The organism is Microbulbifer sp. SH-1, assembly GCF_011326135.1.
Lineage (GTDB): Bacteria > Pseudomonadota > Gammaproteobacteria > Pseudomonadales > Cellvibrionaceae > Microbulbifer > Microbulbifer harenosus.
On sequence record NZ_CP046948.1, the window covers coordinates 2153746 to 2172576 of the forward strand.

Consider the following 18831-nt stretch of genomic DNA (forward strand, 5'->3'; position numbering starts at 1 on the left):
TAGGGGCCAGCCGCGATAATCAGCGGTTATTATGTTTGCGGAGCGAAGCGGCGGGCGGACTCAGGAGAGCACGTATACCGTCTGCCCACGCAGACGGAATTGCTGACTGATGTGGGTAAAATTTTCCGAGTGGCCGACAAACAGGAGCCCGTCGGGTTTGAGCAGCGGCGCGAAGTTCTCCAACAGACGCGCCTGGGTGGCGCGGTCAAAATAGATCATCACATTGCGGCAGAAGATGGCATCGAAACGCTGCTTGATCGCCCATGGCGAGCCGACCAGATTGAACTGTTCAAAGCACACCTTCTGTGCCAGTGTCGGTCGCACCCGTGCAAACCCGGCGCGCGCCCCGCTGCCCTTCTGGAAAAAACGCTGCATGCGTTCCTCGCTGACCTGGCGGCGAACCTGATCGAGCGGGTAGACGCCGGCGCGCGCGCGGGCCAGCGCTTCGCTGTCGATGTCCGTCGCCCACACCTCCACTTCGCCACCACTTCCCAGCACCTCGCAGAGTGTCATGGCGATGGAGTAGGGCTCCTCTCCAGTGGAAGAACCCGCACTCCAGATCCGCACCGTATCGCGCCGGCCGCGGAAGTGATCGGCGAGCAGTTCGAAGTGATGGGATTCGCGAAAAAAAGCCGTCAGGTTCGTGGTGAGCGCATTGACGAACTCGTTCCACACGCTCGTATCGCTCACCCTGTCCAGCAGATTCAGATAGTCGCTGAAGCGGAGCAGCCCATGCTTGCGGATACAACGGCCAAGGCGGCTGTAGACCATATCGCGCTTGTGCTCGGCGAGGACAATACCGGCGCGTGCGGCGATCAACTCCCGCACCCGCTTGAAGTCCCGGTCGGTCAATTCGATCTCCCGTGCAGCGGCGGGTGCCGGCGTCTGGATCACCGTCGTCAACCTGCGCGCTCGACGTCCGCTTTCTGCGCGGATGGCACTTTGTCCCGCTGCGAACCGATCAGGAATACCCCCATTGCCTGGGAGAGTTGCGCCATGCGCGACTGCAACGCCCCGGATGAATCCGCAGTGGCGCGCACCAGATCCACATTGCGCTTGGTAACTTCGTCCATTTGCGACACGGCCAGATTGATATGGCCGATACCGGTGCTCTGTTCCGCGGAGGCCGTGGAAATTTCGCGCATGATATTGCTGACGCGGGTGACGGAGTCCACTACCTGCGCAATGGACGCGCCCGCGTCGCGCACCAGGCCGGCGCCGTCGTTCACGTCACGGGTAGAGCTGGCAATCAACTGGCGAATTTCCCGGGCCGCATCCGCGGAGCGTCCGGCAAGGTTGCGCACTTCCTGTGCCACCACCGCGAAACCCCTGCCGTGCTCACCGGCGCGCGCAGCCTCCACGGAGGCGTTCAGCGCGAGGATGTTGGTCTGGAATGCGATACCGTCGATGGTTTCGATAATCGCCGCCATCTGCTTTGAGCTGGCCGTCATACGCTCCATGGTATCGACGATGTGCGACATGGTTTCGCCGCTGGTTTTTACTTCCTCGGACGCCCCTTCCGCGAGACTGCTGGCCTGACGTGCATTGTCGGCGTTCTGCCCCACAGTAATGGTGATTTCCTCCATGCTCGACGCGGTCTGTTGCAGAGAGGCGGCCTGCTGGTCCGAGCGAGTGGCGAGGTCGTCATTTCCCGCGGCGATACGCCGCACCGTCGGCACCACCTCGGATACACCGGCGTTAACTTCTTCCACCGTGTGGTAGAGGCTGCGGTGCATGACATTCAGCGCCCGCGCGAGATGGTGCATTTCTCCAACTTCGTTTTTCAGTGTCGGTGCTTCGAGATTGCCCGCGGCAATCTGCAGCGCGAAGCTCTGCATGGCGGACAGCGGGCGGCGCACCGCGCGCGCGCACGAAAGCCCCAGCCACGCCAGTATCACTACCTGCAGAGCGGTGCCGACCAGTAGCAGCGGCGACATAGCCTGCTGGTTTGAAGCCGCGAGTTGCCAGCACCATACGGCGCCGCCGATGAGTGCAGCACTTGCCAGACCAACGAGAGCCGCCAGCCTTGCCGTGAGCGAAACATGGCTGAGCCGCTGCCACCAGCCGCGCACTCCGCGCGGCAGAACCTGTCCGCGCAGCAGAGTGAGATGTGCCCCGCGCCCCTCCCGCATTGCGCGGTACTGGGATTCGGCATTTTCAATGGCAGCGCGCTCGGCCTTGAGGCGCACCGAGACATAGCCGCTGACCGCACCGTCTTCCATCACCGGAATAACGTGCGCGCGCACCCAATAGAAACCGCCGTCTTTGCGGCGGTTTTTTACCAACCCGATCCACACGTCGCCGTTTTTGATGGTTTGCCATAAATTGGCGAACGCCTGCGGCGGCATATCCGGGTGGCGAACAATATTGTGCGGTGCGCCTATCAATTCTTCCGCGCTGTACCCGCTGACTTCGACAAAGGCCGGGTTCGCATAGACAATATTGCCCTTGAGGTCGGTTCTGGAAATAAGGAAGTGATTTCCGCGCAGGCGGTATTCCCGGCCGGTTACCGGTTTATGATCTCGCATGGCGGTTTACTCTCCGGCTTCTGCGACCAGTGCCATTTCCTGGCTGGTCAGTAGTTTTTCAATATCGACCAGTACCAGCATGCGCTTGTCCAGGCTGCCGAGCCCGCTGATGTAATCCAGCGGCAGGTTCACGCCGAATTCCGGCGCGGGCTTTATCTGTTCGTCATTCAGGGTCATTACATCGGACACACGGTCCACCACAATGCCCACCACCCGGCCGGCGATGTTCACCACGATCACCACCGTCTGCCCATCGTAGATCGCCTTGGACAGACGGAACTTGATCCGCAAATCCACGATCGGCACGATCACGCCGCGGAGATTGGTTACGCCTTTGATAAATTCCGGCGCGTTGGCTATTCGCGTCACATTGTCGTAGCCGCGGATCTCCTGCACTTTGAGGATGTCGATCGCGTATTCTTCTTCACCGAGCGAAAACACCAGGAATTCCCGGTCCCGGACCTCAATCCTGGTTTTCTTTGCTGATGCATTGACTTGGTTCATGAATGTGCTGCCTCTCAATGAACGCGGCGCGGCTGTGCCGGCGCTCCAAAATCGGATATGGAATTGGTGGAGGAATACGATGGTGCGGCGCCGTGCGCTGCCCGGGATTTTTTGCTTTGGTGCAGCCGGTACATATCGGCGATGTCCACAATCAGCGCGACGCTGCCATCCCCCAGTATCGTGGCCGCGGATACCCCAGGTACCTTGCGGTAATTGGTTTCCAGGTTTTTAACCACCACCTGTTGCTGCCCGACCAGCTCGTCTACCTGCAGCGCGTAACGCCGCCCCTGCCCCTGCACGATGACCGCGATAGCGCGGGTCGGGTCCTGTTCCGCACCGGAGATATCCATCGCTGTGTGCACGGCGATCATGGGCAGATAGTCTTCCCTCACCTTGAGCAGCAGGTCTTCCCCGACCATGGGGTAGAGGTCTTCCGGTTTCGGCTGCAGAGATTCGATCACGCCGCTTACCGGGAGGACGAAGGTTTCATCGCCGACGCGCACCGACATGCCGTCGAGAATGGCGAGCGTGAGCGGCAGCACAATGCGTGTGGTGGTGCCCTGCCCCGGGCTGGAGTCAATTTCCACGTGTCCGCCCATGGCTTCGATGTTGCGCTTGACCACGTCCATGCCGACGCCGCGCCCTGAGACATCGCTGACCTCCGCCGCCGTGGAAAAGCCCGGGGCAAAAATCAATTGCCAGACATCTTCATCGCTCATGTTTTCCGAGACATTGAGACCGTTGGCCGCCGCTTTGGCGAGAATTTTTTCGCGATTGAGTCCACCGCCATCGTCGCCGACTTCAATCAGAATACTGCCGCCTTGATGTTGCGCGGACAGCAACAGGTTGCCGGTGCGGGATTTGCCGGCGGCCTCTCGCTGTGCGGGCGTTTCGATACCGTGGTCCAGACTGTTGCGCACCAGATGTGTCAACGGATCGATAATGCGTTCGGTCAGCCCCTTGTCCAGCTCGGTGGATTTGCCTTCGGTAATCAGTTCAACATCCTTGCCCAGCTTGCTGGCGAGATCCCGCACCAGACGCGGAAAACGGCTGAATACATAGTCCATCGGCACCATACGCACCGACATGACCGCCTCCTGCAGATCGCGCGCGGTACGCGCCAGCAGGCTGAGTCCACTGCTCAGCTTTCCAGCCTGGGCACCCTGGGTATCCTCGGCCACCTGATCCAGCATGGACTGGGTAATGACCAGCTCTCCCACCAGGTTGATGATCTGATCAACTTTGGCCACGGGGACGCGGATGGACGCGCTCTCTCCCGCGCCGGTGGCGGGCCTGGCAGCCTTCTCCGGTGCGGTGCGCGCGGTATCGCTGGAAGCCGGCGCCGGCTCAGGCGCCGCGTGCTGCGCTGCTCGCGCGGCGACAGGCTCGCTGGCTGCCATCGGGGTAATCTGCAGCTGATCTGGCTCCGCGATAAAACACATCACCGCCTCGATATCGTCACTTCCCAGTGACGACGCCAGAACAACTTCGTAACGGGTCTCATCGCCACTTTGACGCTCTACCGTGCCGAGATGTGCCAACTCTTCGATGAGCAGACCGCGATCTTTCGCCTCGACATTCAACAGCGCCACGCAGTAGCGACCGCTGGCTTCCGCCGGCGCAGCCGTGTCCACCGCGGTTGTCGATTCGGCTGGCGCAGGCGCGGCATCGGCGATGTCGACCGACCCTTTGCCAATTTCTTCAAGCGCCAGTTGCTGCAGCACCCGGCAGATGCGCTCCAGCGCCTCCGGGTCGGGCTCCTGACTCTGGCGATAAGCCGCCAATTGCTCATTCAGCATGTCTTTGGTTTCCAGGAATACATCGACGAGATCCCGCCTCAGCTTCAGTTCGCCACAGCGCGCATAGTCCAGCAGGTTTTCCAGCAGGTGCGTGGTGCGTTGCAATGCCTCGAAGCCAAAGGTCCCCGCGCCGCCTTTTATCGAATGCGCCGCACGGAAAATGGCATTGAGCTGTTCCGGATCGGGATCATCTACGTCCAGGTCCAGCAGGAGCCGCTCCATATCTGCGAGCAGCTCTTCGGCCTCTTCAAAAAATGTGTCGTAAAAGTCGGTTATATCCATCATCGCTCCTGCAGTGCCTGCAGCGGTTCGGTGCGTCCACCCGAGCGGATACGCGCGGCTGCGGCATCGCTCAATATTTCCAGGCTGATACGCCGGTTGACGGCATCGCCGGGGCGGCTTCCGGGAATGGGAAGCCGGTCCCCCATGCCAATCACCCTCAGCATCTTTTCACTATCGAGACCTCCGGCCACCAGCTCCCTGCGGCACGCATTGGCACGCCCGGCAGAGAGTTCCCAGTTGCTGTACCCCTGGTCTCCGGCGGCGTAGATCAGGCTGTCGGTGTGGCCGGTGATACTGATGGCGTTTGGCAATTCGTTCAGCAGCGGCGCCATGGCGCGGATCAAATGGCGCAGGTCCTCCGCCAGGCGGTCACTGCCGAGCTCGAACATGGAGCGCTTCTCCGTATCCAGCAGCTGTATGCGCAGACCGTCCGGGATGAACTCAAAGCGCACCTGGTCGCGGAGTTCCCATAGCTGAGGGTCGCCCTGGATCGCACTCTCAATGCGAAAGCGCAGCTCCATCAAGGTACGGCGCACGTCGTCGGGGAGCTTTTCACTGCGCAGGTCCACGCGCGCGCGCTCGCCGCTGACATGCGCGGGGTCGGTGCCGCCGCCGGGAATCACACTGGTGCTGGCGCTGTCGCGGTCGCCATTGCTAAGCGCAACAGCGAGCGGCGTGCGGAAATACTCCGCCAGCCCCTGCAGCTCCTGCGGCGACGCGTTGGAAATAATCCACATCACTAAAAACAGCGCCATTAGTGCGGTCATCAGATCCGCCAGCGCGATTTTCCAGGCACCGCCGTGGTGTTTTTCCTGGGTCTTTCGCGGGCGGCGAATGACGATTCGGCGCCCGGCATCTCGCGCCGTACTCATGCGGCAGACAGCGTCGGACGCACATGTTCCTCCAGCTCGCCAAACGTCGGGCGATCCGAGGTATCCAGCGTCTTGCGCCCGAACTCCACCGCGAGTTGCGGTGCGTAGCCATTCAGGCTGGCGAGCAGGGTTACCCGCACACACTGCAGAACCTTCACCGCTTCCTGCACTTGGCGTTCAATACGACTAGCCAGCGGGTTCACAAATCCGTAGGCGAGAAGAATGCCGACAAAGGTGCCCACCAGCGCGTGCGCCACCATCAGCCCGATCTCACCGGCGCCGGCGTCCGCGGAGGCCAGCGCCTTCACCACGCCGAGCACCGCGGCGACGATGCCGAAAGCGGGCAGACCGTCTCCGACTTTCAGCAGCGCGTCCGCCGGCACTCGGGCCTCGTGCTCAAAGGCCTCGATCTCGTGGGTCATGAGCTCGTCGAGCTCCAGCGGGTCCATGCTGCCACTCACCATCAACCGCAGGTAATCCGTGGTGAACCCCATGATCATCGGATCCCGGGTGATGCGCGGGTACTCTTGGAAGATTTCACTGTCTGCCGGGGACTCAATGTCTTTTTCAATGCCGATGGCGCCATCGCGGCGCATTTTCCACAGCAATTTGTAATAGAGCCCCATGAGATCCATGTAGATCTCTTTGTCGTATCGGGTGGAGCGTTTCAGGCGGGACAGGGTGCGCAGGGTCGCGCGGATGGCCTTGCCATTGTTGCCGGCAATAAATGATCCCAGCGCTGCGCCAATGATGATCAGAAACTCCATGGGCTGATACAGAGGGCCAAGGTGCCCCCCTGACATGGCAAAGCCTCCAAACACTGAAACCGCAACAATCACAAACCCGATAACTATCAACACGACGTCTACCCAGCCAATCCATTCGCATAGGCTATCGGCAGGAATAAGGAGATCTTGAGAGTGGGCGCCGGGTTAAATTCGCTGGCAGGTTTCGCCACACAAGAGTAATCACTTCAGGTTGCAAGGCATTCGGCAACGGCTATTTTTTAAGAGAGAAAAGAGTGCGAGGCGCGTACGCGCAGCTTGTACGGTCAATACCCCTTCAGACAATAAACCACCCCACGCGGACCTACCCTCCATGCTAATTGCGCATTCAGGCGACAAAATCCACCACCCGGAGAATACCCTGGCGGCCTTTGAGGCAGCCCACGGTCTCGGCGCCTGCGCGATTGCCACCGAGGTGCAGTTCAGCCAGGAACGCACGCCCTGGTGCTGCGGCGGCAACGCGCTGGAATTTTCGCCAGCGGGTATATCGGCGCCGCTGCATATGTTGAAAGATCGGGACCTCAGAACCCTGCCCCTCAATACTTTTCCGCAGTTGGTGGAGTGGGCCCAGCGCCACCGCCATTTGGAATGGTTTATCCACCTGAGTCTGCACACACTGCAGACGGTGGGTGTGGAGGTGGCAATCCGCCGGCTGCGCGATGAAATTCCCGGTGCGGCGGATAATTTTGTACTGCTGACCGCCGACCTGCGCAGTCTGCGCCTCGCGCGCAGCCTGGGGTTTGATCTGGTGGCCTTGCAGGTACCGAGTGTTGCCCGCTGTCTGTCCGCCGACGTAGTGACGCTGGCGCCGGATTACCTGTTTATCCATCACGCGTCCGTGGACTGCCAGGAACTGCCCCCCGGCCCCTGGCAGTGGGTCGTACATGAAATCAATACGGCGCAGGGCGCGGTGCACTGGCATCACCGCGGCGCACACCATATCCTTACTGGGAATCTGCCGCTGCTGATGCGATCCCGGGAGGCCAGCAATGTCTATGGAATATGACGTTCTCATTGTGGGTGCCGGTATCCAGGGTGCCGGCGTCGCCGAGGCACTCACTGCGGCCGGCTACCGGGTGGCGATTCTCGAACAGGAGTCGGTCGCTTACGGCACATCCTCGCGTTCATCCAAGCTGATTCACGGCGGTCTGCGCTATCTCGAGAGCGGGCAGATTTCCCTGGTGTACGAGTGCCTGAAAGAGCGCAAGTGGCTGCTGGCGAACAAGCCGGACTTGGTGCATTTGGTGCCGTTTTTGATTCCGGTCTACCGCCACAGCCGTCGCGCGCCCTGGAAAATCCGCCTGGGTCTCAGTGTTTATGCACTACTGGCTGGCCTCTTCTCCCCCCATTCGCGCTTCCGCTCCGTCAGTTTGCGGGACTACGACGCACTTGGTGGTCTCAATGGCGATGATCTGCTGGCGGTGTACCGCTACTACGATGCGCAGACAGACGACGCCGCGCTTACCCGGGAGGTGATTCGCACCGCCTTGCGCGGCGGCGCCGAGCTGATCTGTCCCGCCAGCCTGGTGGGCGCGGAGGTAACGGACAAATGTGTGCGTGTGGATTATTTCCACGACGGCAAACTGAACACCCTGCACTGCCGCGCACTGGTGAACTGCACCGGCCCGTGGATCGAAGAGACTAACGACAAATGCAGCCCCAGGGCCAAACTGCCCCCACTGGAACTGGTGGCTGGCACCCATATCCAGGTACCTCTGAAACTCGCCAACAAGATTTTCTACGTGGAAGCGGAGGATGGCCGCGCGGTCTTCGTAATGCCCTGGCAGGGTGAAACCCTGGTCGGCACCACCGAGCGCCCCTACCACGGCAACCCCTCCGACGTCGCACCGACCCTGGAAGAAAAGGCCTACCTGCTGCGCACCCTGAAGCAGTACTTCCCCGAAACCCGCCCGCTACAGCTGAACGAGCTGTCTGACAGCTTCGCCGGACTGCGGGTGCTGCCCCACGCCAGCAGCAACCCCTTCTCCCGCAGCCGCGAAACCATGATCTGCTGCGACGACGACAAGCAACCGCACATCGTCGCGGTAGCCGGCGGCAAACTTACCAGTTACCGCGCCACCGCGCGCAGCGTGCTGAAAAAGCTCCGCCCGCACCTCACCACCGGCGGTCACTGGTCACCTGGCACCAACACCCCCACCGCAAGCACACCTGTGGACGCCCGGGAGCGCAATCTCTGATCCCGGGCAGAAAAGCCATCGCTCCTTGCCGCGATTATTTCCACGTCGTGTAAAAGGGGCGAGTTGACCTAGATTCCGTCACCCATGCCCAACTCCTGCATGGATACCCATGTACCCGATCCGATTTTTCTGCCCCCATCCCCAGTGCCAGATTCGGTTATAGCTCCGGATGTCAGCTGGGCAGCAAAGCGGTTGTTGGAATTGCGGACTCGGCAAGGCCCTGGAAGGCTGGATGCTGAACGTGAAGAGCAGAGCATCCCCCCCTGCACGTCCGCGACCTGGTAGACGCCATTCTGAATGGCATACGCGACGGCTCACTGGCCAAAGAACATATGACAGTACTGAAAAACAGCCTGGAACTGGTGACCAAGAGCACCGACTAAACTGTTGCTCGATATCCTCCTTTCAAGTAAACGACAAAGCCGGTAGAATGCATTGACGAACTGTTAGCATTCTGTTAGCAACCTATAGATAACTATGACAACGAATACCCAAGAGGCTGCCCGACTGGCAGACAAATACCGCGTTGTTTTCTGGGGTGAGGATATTTTCCCGGTAGATCCCGTGACCATCGCACGGAACGTGGGTGTTGAGGTGCTTGAAACAGAGCTACTTCCAGACGTCTCCGGTGCACTGATCAAAGAAGCCGGGAAAGATCCGATAATCATTCTGGAAGCCACGGACCACTCCAATCGCAAGCGCTTTAGCTGCGCTCATGAGCTGGGCCACTATGCATCCCGCGTTGAGTCTGACGACGACGACCGCCAGTATGAATACGTTGATTTTCGCGATGGCAACTCTACTACCGGACAAGACCCGGAAGAAGTCTTTGCCAACAACTTTGCCGCTTGCCTGCTAATGCCAGAAGCGGAGGTGCGTTCACGCGCCAAAAACACTACGCATGCAGAGCTGGCGGTATTTTTTGGTGTCTCTAATGAGGCCATGAAAATCAGGCTTAGAACCTTGAGACTGCTGTAGTACAAGGTTTTCACGTGACTGTAGATATAGAAGAAAAACAAAAAGCGGAAGACGCGCTTTCCAAAATAAAGTCGGCAGTATCAAAGCCAGACAAAAAAAGGGCAGAAGCTCTCACTCAACTCAAGGGAAAACTAGCGAGCGGCACTGTCACCAAGGTGGACCCTCTCGTGCAGTCTCAGCTGGACGACTCCCAAAATGATCGCGAGCTAAAAAAGAGATATGCCAACTATTTCATCTGGATTTTGGTTGGACAATTGTTTGCCATGAATCTCGCCTTCATTCTTGTTGGTTTCAAATGGATGGAATTTGAGCGCTATGAATTGGAGCTTTACTTAGCAGGGACTTTGGCGGAAGTATTTGGCATCGTACTTATTATCACCAAAAACTTGTTCCCAAACCGGAAGCCAAACACTAAATGAAAAACCCGCAACTGCGGGCTTTGTTCATTGATGTCCGGGTGGTCAACCTCGGTCAGTGTGCCGCGGATGGAGGTGGAAAACATCATGACCATCGCGCGCCCGGACTGGTTGTACATGCGGTCGGTCAGCACCACGCAGGGGCAGCGCTTCCCGGTCGAAATGCGCCGGAGTCATGCTTGCCTCCACTCTCGCGCCGTTTCACCGCATCTTCGATCTTTCTGCCGTGCCGCTCGGTGAGGCCCTGCAGCTGCATGTCCCGCCAGTTTGCCCATGCCTTTCCCTAGGCTTTTTGCCGAACGTCTCGCTCTCCGTATAAACTACCCTTCCATTCTGAAGCAGGCGGGACTGCGCCGTTAGCGCACTCCTTCCTTCGCGCTCTTGCGCGCCCTGATGATTGCGATGATCCCCCGCTGGTACAAGCCAATTCTTGTACCAGAAATGTACCACTGAGGTGGTAATAACGGGGTAACGCAGGGGAAAGCTGGTACAAACTTGGAAAAATACCAATTCGCCGACTTCAGATAAACCGCTGTAAAATCAAGTAGTTATGCCAACAACCCTTTCCCACCGCTTCTGTACCGCACCGCTGATGGATTGGAGCGACCGCCACTGCCGCTATTTCTGGCGCCTGTTAAGCAAGAATGCTCTGCTCTACACCGAGATGGTCACCACCGGTGCCATTCTGTTTGGCGATCGCGAGCGCCATCTGGATTTTGACGCGGCGGAGCAGCCGGTGGCACTACAGCTGGGCGGTAGCGACCCGGACGATCTGGCGCGCTGTGCAGAAATTGCCGAGCAGTGGGGCTACAGCGAGGTGAACCTCAATTGCGGCTGCCCCAGCGACCGGGTGCAGAAGGGGCGCTTTGGCGCCTGCCTGATGGCGGAGCCGGAACTTGTCGCAGAGTGCCTGGGCGCGATGCAAAGTGCGGTTTCCATTCCGGTGACGGTAAAGCACCGCATCGGTATCGACGACATGGAGGATTACCCGGGGCTGGTGCGCTTTGTCGAGGCCCAGGCCCGCGCCGGTATTTCCACCTTTATCGTGCATGCGCGCAAGGCGTGGCTGAACGGTCTTAGTCCGAAGGAAAACCGCGAGGTACCGCCGCTCAAGTATGAGATGGTGTACCAGCTGAAACAGGATTACCCGGACCTTGAAATCGTGCTGAACGGGGGCATCAATTCCATCGAGGAGTGTCGCCAACATCTGCAGCAGCTCGACGGTGTTATGCTCGGCCGCGCGGCCTACCAGACTCCAGGCATCCTCGCAGACGTGGACGCGGAACTCTTTGGCGGGGCGCCGGGGCCGAGCCCCGCGGAAGTGATCCGCGCTATGCTGCCGTATATCGAATGCGAGCTCGGCAAGGGTCAGCGCCTCAATCATATTACCCGGCACATGATGGGGCTGTTCCAGGGCGTACCCGGGGCGCGCCGGTTCCGCCGGCATCTGAGTGAGTACGCGCATACCGCGGGGGCGGGGCCGGAAGTACTGGAGCGGGCGCTGTCCCTGGTGACCGACGCCGCCTGAGCGGTAAAAACTCGAACCTGACAGAACTGAAACTGATCGTGCAAATAAGGACGTGGGGAAGATGAACAAACTGGAACAACTCAAACAACGCAGCCTGGTGGTTGCAGATACTGGCGATATCGAAGCCATTCGCCGCTATCATCCGCAAGACGCTACCACCAATCCCTCCCTACTCTACAAGGCAGCGCAACTGCCGCAGTACCAGCAGTACCTGAAGGACTCACTGAACTGGGCGGAAAAGCGCGGCGGCGATGTGATCGCCGATGCCTCCATGAAGCTTGCGGTGGCCATCGGCCGGGAAATCCTGCAAATCGTGCCAGGCCTGGTCTCCACTGAAGTGGACGCGCGCCTGTCTTTCGACACCCGCGCCAGCATCGAATATGCGCGCAAACTGATCACCATGTACGAGGAAGCCGGTATCGGGCGCGAGCGCGTGCTGATCAAGCTGGCCTCTACCTGGGAGGGTATCACCGCCGCCTCGGTGCTGGAGCGCGAGGGTATCCACTGCAACCTGACCCTGCTGTTCAGCCAGTGCCAGGCGGTGGCCTGCGCGGAAGCCGGTGTCACCCTGATCTCGCCGTTTGTGGGCCGTATCCTAGACTGGTACAAGGCCAGTACCGGACGCGATGACTACACGGCACAGAGCGATCCCGGCGTACTTTCAGTCACCAGCATCTTCGAGTACTACAAATCCCGCGGCTATCCCACCATCGTTATGGGTGCCAGTTTCCGCAATACCGGCGAGATCGAAGCGCTGGCAGGTTGTGACAAGCTCACTATCAGTCCACAGCTGCTGCAGGAGCTGCAGGACGACGACGGTGAACTCGCGAGTGGTCTCAGCAGCGATGTTGAAAGCCAACCTCGGCCAGCAGTGCCACTCAGTGAAGCCGAGTTCCGCTATCAGCTGAACGCCGACGCCATGGCAACGGAAAAACTGGCGGAGGGTATCCGCAACTTTGTGGCCGATCAGCTCAAGCTGGAAGAGCTGCTTCAAAAAGCGCGTTAAGCGCTATCACCCAAGCCATTTAGAAGATCACAAGGGGCACAACCATGCTGCAACAGATACGCAAGCTGTTCGAGCAGATCGGCCGTGGGGACAGTGTGGAAGTGCACCCGGAAAAAGATGTGCGCATGATCAGCGCGGCATTGATGGCAGAAATTGCCACGGCAGACCACAAAGTGGATGAACGCGAGAAGCAAACACTGCTGTGCCTGCTTATGCAGCATTACCAGCTGGACCGCGAGACCGCGGAAGAATTGGTGGAGCGCGCACTGATGGAGCGCCACGAGGCCACCTCGCTGTATGAATTCACGCAGACGGTGAACGATAACTTCAGCGAGCGGGATAAGTACCTGCTGGTGAAACAGATGTGGCAGGTGGCGTTTGCAGATGGTGAGATCGATGCTTTTGAGGAACACCTGATACGGCGGGTGGCGGAACTGATCTATCTGCCCCACGGGTTGTTCACCCGCGCGCGCGCAGAGGCGAGAGACGGTAACTGCGCCGGCTGACTCCGCGATTTCCACTTTAGCCATTACTGGCGCTCAATTCCTCGCACCCTCAAGCTCACACACCAGTGGGAAGCGTTACCAGCTCAGTGGCTGACGGCGGATTTGTGCTTATTGGCGCCCTGTTCGCTCTCCAGCACATTCACCAGATCGCGAAAAGTATCTTCATTTTTTTCGTTCAGGCTCATCAGCACACGGTGCGCTTCCAGCACCATATCGCGAGCACTCTGCTCGTCGGGCGCGTTGCATTTGAGCGGGGCGGGCTCGGCCCGGTAGGCGTCGTTGTCCGCATCGCTGGAAAAATCCATCAACGCGTCAAATCCCATCGAATCCAGCAGATGCAGCAGGCCCCGGTCCTCGCACAGCACCAGGGGCTTACCACCCTTGTGCTCGGCACTGCGAATGGCAATCTTGGCCATCAGGCCGAGCGTAGTGCTGTCGACCCCCTGGGTGTCGTGCATATCGAACACCACGCCACGGAAGTCGTCGTGGGAAAACATCTTGCCGATATAGTTATCGAACGATGTACATAGATTGAGGCGCACATCGCCCACCAGTTTCACGACATAAATGCCCTGGTGGTCACCAACCATTATCTGCCCGGACTGCATAGTAACCTCAAACGCGCCCTGCCCTGTTCCCGAGCCGGGGTGCGAGATGGAGAATTTGCGGTTTGCACCGCAGCACAGTTCCTTGTGCGGCTCAGGTCCGGCGACACTGATAAAAAACCGTACGCCGATTGACCATGAAGTGGGCGGAGCTTACTCCTGCCCACCAGCGCTGACAAGACCAGTGTGAACGGGTTAACAGGTATGACCAGAAAGTCCGTACTTTGTAGCTCCGATTCCTTCCGCCACCCCAGAAAATCCCGTTTACCTCTCAAGTTTCAGGCAACCGCGATGAACCCACCGTGAACAACCGATGACGGTAACATGGCGGTAACAAAGGAAATCAAGGCAAGAATCGGACCGGCGCGGGGTTTTCCCGGAGAGGCTCAGGGACTGTCCTGGCGCAGTGTGAGAATGGTGATGTCATCGGGGAAGGAGTCAGCGGTGTCCACCTTGAGCGCCGCGCACAAACTGTCGAGGTCGCCGCGAGTGCGGTCGATCATCTGCAGCAGGCTCTCTTCCTTCTGCAACAGGTCACCCGCAAGCAATTCAAGCACCCCATCGGAACAGGCCACCAGGCGCCAGCTCGCGGGAAGGCAGCAGTGGCGCACTTCCCATTCACCGCGCTGGAACAGCCCCAGCGGCCGGCCCTTGCCGGAAAGCCACCGGGCTCCATCACTGGTGACCAGCGCGGGCATGGGTACCTGCCCCGCCACCGCGTAGTGCAACTGGCGCGCGCGGCTGTCCACCACACCGACGAACATGCTGGCGTGCTTGTCGAGACCGGCGGCGATCAGTTCGCGGTTGATCATCTCCAGCACACTGGTGATGTCCTGGTCGATGGTGTCGAGCTGGCTGAACAGCGAGCGCTCCCGCAACAGGTGCATGATGCTGTGCTTGATCAGTGCGGTGACCAGCGCGGACGATACGCCGTGGCCGGAAACATCCACCAGATAGAAGGCGATGAAACGCTCGCCAAACAGACCGTAATCAACGAAGTCGCCGCTCAGGTAGAGCGATGGCAACAGGCGAAATGCCGCCTCAATGCCGGCGGGGTAGTGATAGGGGGTGCGCGGCAGCAGATGCTGCTGCAATTGCCGGCCGGCCTCGTGATCCCGCTGCAGCAGCTCGATGTGTTCGTGCAGTTCGCGATTGCGCTCCTCGAGCTGATGGCGGTAGTCGCGGTTCTGTGCGGCGAGCTCCCGCGCCTCGGCGATTCGCGTCACCGCGTGCTCGATCACCCCCTCGTCGGTGAGGGGTTTCAGCAAATAGTCGCTGGCCCCCAGGCGCAGGGCCTGGACAACATCGTTCACCTCGCTGTCGCACGCCAGCACCACCACCGGCGTGTCCGCGGAAAGGCGTTTGATCTTACGCAGGACTTCCAGCCCGCCCATATCCGGCAGGTGCAGGTCGGTGATGACCAGATCGTATTTGTCGGGAGAGAAGTGGCCGATGGCATCCACACCACTCTCCTCCCGGGTCACGGTGTAGCCGAGCCGTTTGAGCGTGGCGCACATGAGCTCGTAGGACGGCTGGTCGGGGTCGCTCAGCAACAGAGTGTGACCACCGGCCGCCGTAGCGGCCAGCGGTGCGGAGCGGGGGTCAGAAATCGTATTCATCCAGATCGCCGCCGAAATCATCTTCCTGTTCACCGTCTTTGATCAGGAATTCCCGGCGCTGCAGGTAGGCGTCGCGCAGAAGCACATAGCGGTCGCCCTGCAGCAGCGACTCGGCCTGTAGCAGACTCGCTCGCGTTTGGATCGCATCGACGGCTTTCAGGGTGTATTCAACGGAGTTCTCGTCAACATAGCTGAGTGGGTTGGTGTACCACTCCACCACCTCCCCGGGGAAATCCCGAACGGTGGACGGCCCCAGAACCGGCAGCACCATATAAGGCCCGGAAGATACACCCCACGCCGCCAGCGTCTGGCCGAAGTCCTCGCCGTCGCTGGGTTCCATCCCCATGTGCTGGGCCACATCGAACAGACCGGCAATACCCACGGTGCTGTTCACCAGAAAGCGGCCGGTATCGTTGCCCGCCTGGCCCCACTTCCACTGCAACACGTCATTCAGAACGTTGTTGATCTCGCGCAGGTTGGAGAAAAAGTTGGACACCCCGGTCTGCACAAAGATCGGGGTTATCTGGCGATAGCTCGTAGCCGCGGGCTTCAGGACCCAGCGGTCTGCGGTGTCGTTGAAGCGGAACATGGCGCGGTTGAACCCCTCCCAGGGGTCGCGATCTTCCGGTTCTTCGGCGCTGGCAAATTCATCCGCCGGGTCAAAGCCGTATTCGTCTTCGAGCTCCGAGGCAAACTCGTCGGATGCACCGCCCTCGGCGAAGGGACCACCTTCGGCCCCTGCGGCGGCGCTGCCCGCACCGGGATCGGTCTTGTCGGGTGTGCCGTTTACCGGAGTAGTGGCTGCCGGTGCACTGTCCGACGATTCCGCAAAGGGATCCGACGCGTCCTGCGCCACGGCGAGAGGAGCCGACAGCAGAGTGGTCAGAATCCAGGCGGCCCAGGCGGGCTGGGGGGTATGGTGTGTGCGTTTAAGCAAATCCCTGCTCCTCGCAAAATAATTTCGATTGTTCAAACCAGGTTCTTTGTGTCAATTTGCGCGCGATTTTAGCACTGGCCGCTATGGCAGCATAGCAGCTGACACTTTTGGTCAATGCTATTGAGCTTTCGACCTCCGCGTCGCAATGTGAATTTAACGGTTGACCCGGGTTCCGACGGGGCGGTACCCGGCAATAATATCCAGGCTGAGCAGTTTTCGCAGAAGTTCGGTGCCGAACTCCAGCAACTGCTGCGGCTCAGGGTGTTGCATATCCTGCGCCAGTTGCAGCAGCAATTGACGGCCGGTTTTCGACGCGTCCACGTCTGTCTGCGCCAGCTGTAGCAAGTGCGCAGTATTGGCATTGACCTCGAGAAATCCCACCCGATCCGCGCGATTGCGATACACCAACAGGAAGGTCGGCGACGACGGCGCCTCCCGCGGCTGGTAATCCGGCCCCAGACGGTGCACCGGAAAGCGATAACTGAGACTCCATGCGAGCGGCGACACCACCGGTTCCCCATCGAGTAGCAGTGTTGGCTCCGGATGGCGCACTAGCCCCTCGGGAAACACCTCCTCGCTCACATCCAGCGCAAGCTCCACCCATTCGTAGTGCGCGAGCTCAAGCAGGAAAGGCGGATCATCGGCACTCGCGGGGCTCTCCCCGCGCTCGTCCTGCAGGTAGCGCAGGAATTCCTCGCTGATCTGCAAAAAATACGGGCTTTCCGCTGTATGCCGATGCACAAAATCGCGCACCAGCTCATGCCACTGATCGTCCGCCAGGATGCTGCGCAGTACCGGGAAACCGCTGGCGATAAAGGATTCGATATTGTTGTAAACGAGATCGCGGTAAATACCCATGCGACGGTCTTCGATAGATGACGGCGCCGCGTACTCCTCTGGCTTGCGCAGATGGGCGGCGAATGCCCGCTGCACTTGGACAAAGCGAGGATCCATGCCAGGCGCTGCGTTATCGGCCAATGTGCATCTCCCTCAGTGAACCCATTGGCGAAGGATTTGACGCCATAGCTTGAATATCGCGAATGCGCGCCACCTCGCTGTACAGTTCCGCCAGCGGCGGAATATTGAAATCCCGCTCCAACAGTGTGGGTATGGGACCGAACTGCCGGTAAGCACGCCGCAACAGCTGCCATACAGGATCTATTACCGGCGCAGCGTGGGTATCCACCTTGAGGTCATCCGCCTCGTCAAAATGACCGGCCACATGGGCATAGCGGATGCGATCGGCGGGCAGACCGCATAGAAATTCCACGGGATCGTAACGGTGATTGACCGAGTTGACGTAGATATTGTTAACGTCGAGCAACAAATCGCAATCCGCTTCCTCGAGCACCGCATTAAGAAATTCCAGCTCACTCATTTCCTGCCCGGGCGCGGCATAGTAGGACACATTCTCCATGGCGATGCGCTGCTCAAGGAGATCCTGCACCCGACGGATGCGGCCGGCCACATAGTGCACCGCCTCACCGGTAAACGGGATAGGCAGCAAATCGTAAAGATGGCCGTGATCGGAGCAGTAGCTCAGGTGCTCGCTGTAGCAGCGGATATCGTGTTCGCGCATAAATGCCTTGATGGAGAGCACCAGTGCTTCATCGAGCGGTGCCGGCGAACCGATGGAGAGCGACAGGCCGTGAATCACGAAAGGAAAACGCTCAGTGTACTGACGCAGCCAGCGCCCGTAACGGCCGCCAACACCGATCCAGTTTTCCGGTGCGACTTCGAGAAAATCCACCTGCTCCGGTACCAGTTCTTCGTCCATCATCGAGCGTCGCAGGCCAAGACCCGCACCCTTCACCGGATACTTGCGCAGATTGTTCGACATGTCTCTGATCGCAGCTCTGAAAACCTGAAAACATTCCCGGCAATCCTACCGCTACGGGGATTGCCGGGAGCGGCAAAATGTCAGGCGGCATCAGCCACCGCATTTACCCTCGCCGCATTTGCCTTCTTTTTTCTTATCTTCGTCTTTTTTTCCTTCGCCACATTTACCTTCTTTCTTTTTACCTTCCCCGCACTTACCTTCTTTCTTCTTGCCCTCCTCCGGTGTTTCCGTTTGCGCGACTTTCAAGTTGTAGCCGGCAGACAGTTCTGTGGCAGTGAACGGGTTGGCTGAGGTGGAAACACTCAGGGTGGCAGAGGCAACGAATGCCGCACCTACGGCCGCAGCCAGGGGCAGACTCTTCTTGTTCATGGCGATCTCCTGTAGACCTGATGTGTTGGTCTCGGTGGGTTGCATGGATAAGTGAAGTG

Annotated in this window: 19 protein-coding genes; 7 read left to right on the forward strand and 12 right to left on the reverse strand. The window is 59.5% G+C overall.

Translation table 11 applies throughout. From position 1 onward, the window contains the following. Positions 1 to 60 precede the first annotated feature (60 nt). Genes GNX18_RS09270 through motA form a run of 6 tightly spaced genes read right to left on the reverse strand, consistent with a single transcriptional unit; the run spans position 61 to position 6845 of the window. Complete coding sequence (locus tag GNX18_RS09270; protein WP_205828103.1) at positions 61 to 894, reverse strand: CheR family methyltransferase; 834 nt, start codon at positions 892 to 894, stop codon at positions 61 to 63. A 5-nt stretch (positions 895 to 899) separates the two neighbouring features. Further along, positions 900 to 2528 (reverse strand): PAS domain-containing methyl-accepting chemotaxis protein, encoded by a 1629-nt coding sequence (locus GNX18_RS09275; RefSeq protein ID WP_166217343.1) that lies wholly within the window; start codon positions 2526 to 2528, stop codon positions 900 to 902. A 6-nt stretch (positions 2529 to 2534) separates the two neighbouring features. Next, positions 2535 to 3032 (reverse strand): chemotaxis protein CheW, encoded by a 498-nt coding sequence (locus tag GNX18_RS09280; protein WP_138233832.1) that lies wholly within the window; start codon positions 3030 to 3032, stop codon positions 2535 to 2537. Between the two features lie 14 nt (positions 3033 to 3046). Further along, positions 3047 to 5113, reverse strand: a complete 2067-nt coding sequence (cheA, locus tag GNX18_RS09285; RefSeq protein WP_166217346.1) for a chemotaxis protein CheA — start codon at positions 5111 to 5113, stop codon at positions 3047 to 3049. Beyond that, positions 5113 to 5985, reverse strand: a complete 873-nt coding sequence (gene motB, locus GNX18_RS09290; RefSeq protein ID WP_166217349.1) for a flagellar motor protein MotB — start codon at positions 5983 to 5985, stop codon at positions 5113 to 5115. The genes cheA and motB overlap by 1 nt, the downstream gene beginning before the upstream one ends. Beyond that, positions 5982 to 6845, reverse strand: a complete 864-nt coding sequence (motA, locus tag GNX18_RS09295) for a flagellar motor stator protein MotA (RefSeq protein ID WP_138233829.1) — start codon at positions 6843 to 6845, stop codon at positions 5982 to 5984. Before motA ends, motB begins: the two co-directional genes overlap by 4 nt. Positions 6846 to 7083: 238 nt before the next feature. Between motA and GNX18_RS09300 the strand changes: the two genes are divergently transcribed. The 7 genes from GNX18_RS09300 (at position 7084) to GNX18_RS09330 (ending at position 13402) form a co-directional block, all read left to right on the forward strand. After that, positions 7084 to 7776 (forward strand): glycerophosphodiester phosphodiesterase, encoded by a 693-nt coding sequence (locus GNX18_RS09300; RefSeq protein WP_166217352.1) that lies wholly within the window; start codon positions 7084 to 7086, stop codon positions 7774 to 7776. Next, the gene (locus GNX18_RS09305; protein ID WP_166217355.1) at positions 7760 to 8968 is read left to right on the forward strand and encodes a glycerol-3-phosphate dehydrogenase/oxidase; all 1209 of its coding nucleotides are present in this window, start codon (positions 7760 to 7762) and stop codon (positions 8966 to 8968) included. The genes GNX18_RS09300 and GNX18_RS09305 overlap by 17 nt, the downstream gene beginning before the upstream one ends. Positions 8969 to 9445: 477 nt before the next feature. Continuing rightward, positions 9446 to 9946: an ImmA/IrrE family metallo-endopeptidase gene (locus tag GNX18_RS09310; RefSeq protein WP_166217358.1), complete on the forward strand. Its 501-nt coding sequence runs from the start codon at positions 9446 to 9448 to the stop codon at positions 9944 to 9946. A 14-nt stretch (positions 9947 to 9960) separates the two neighbouring features. Next, positions 9961 to 10365, forward strand: a complete 405-nt coding sequence (locus GNX18_RS09315) for a hypothetical protein (RefSeq protein WP_166217361.1) — start codon at positions 9961 to 9963, stop codon at positions 10363 to 10365. A 547-nt stretch (positions 10366 to 10912) separates the two neighbouring features. Then, positions 10913 to 11890 carry a tRNA dihydrouridine(20/20a) synthase DusA gene (gene dusA, locus GNX18_RS09320; RefSeq protein ID WP_166217364.1) on the forward strand — a complete coding sequence of 326 codons (978 nt, stop codon included), beginning with the start codon at positions 10913 to 10915 and terminating at the stop codon, positions 11888 to 11890. 61 nt (positions 11891 to 11951) lie between these two features. Next, entirely contained in the window at positions 11952 to 12896 is a 945-nt protein-coding gene (tal, locus tag GNX18_RS09325) for a transaldolase (protein ID WP_166217367.1), read from the forward strand. Positions 12897 to 12940: 44 nt separating this feature from the next. Then, complete coding sequence (locus tag GNX18_RS09330; RefSeq protein WP_138233816.1) at positions 12941 to 13402, forward strand: TerB family tellurite resistance protein; 462 nt, start codon at positions 12941 to 12943, stop codon at positions 13400 to 13402. An 83-nt stretch (positions 13403 to 13485) separates the two neighbouring features. Here GNX18_RS09330 and GNX18_RS09335 read toward each other — a convergent pair whose 3' ends face one another. From GNX18_RS09335 to GNX18_RS09360, 6 genes are all read right to left on the reverse strand, one after another. Further along, a complete protein-coding gene (locus GNX18_RS09335) occupies positions 13486 to 13992 on the reverse strand; it encodes an STAS domain-containing protein (protein WP_240914321.1) in 507 nt (168 codons plus the stop codon). Between the two features lie 401 nt (positions 13993 to 14393). Then, positions 14394 to 15626, reverse strand: a complete 1233-nt coding sequence (locus GNX18_RS09340) for a PP2C family protein-serine/threonine phosphatase (protein ID WP_166217369.1) — start codon at positions 15624 to 15626, stop codon at positions 14394 to 14396. Next, positions 15610 to 16563, reverse strand: coding sequence for a VacJ family lipoprotein (locus tag GNX18_RS09345; RefSeq protein ID WP_240914322.1), 954 nt, complete (start codon positions 16561 to 16563; stop codon positions 15610 to 15612). Before GNX18_RS09345 ends, GNX18_RS09340 begins: the two co-directional genes overlap by 17 nt. Positions 16564 to 16716: 153 nt before the next feature. Continuing rightward, the gene (locus tag GNX18_RS09350) at positions 16717 to 17541 is read right to left on the reverse strand and encodes a DUF2063 domain-containing protein (RefSeq protein WP_240914323.1); all 825 of its coding nucleotides are present in this window, start codon (positions 17539 to 17541) and stop codon (positions 16717 to 16719) included. Continuing rightward, a complete protein-coding gene (locus tag GNX18_RS09355) occupies positions 17531 to 18403 on the reverse strand; it encodes a DUF692 domain-containing protein (RefSeq protein ID WP_166217372.1) in 873 nt (290 codons plus the stop codon). The genes GNX18_RS09350 and GNX18_RS09355 overlap by 11 nt, the downstream gene beginning before the upstream one ends. Before the next feature lie 90 nt (positions 18404 to 18493). Next, the gene (locus GNX18_RS09360) at positions 18494 to 18772 is read right to left on the reverse strand and encodes a hypothetical protein (protein WP_138233811.1); all 279 of its coding nucleotides are present in this window, start codon (positions 18770 to 18772) and stop codon (positions 18494 to 18496) included. Positions 18773 to 18831: the final 59 nt, after the last annotated feature.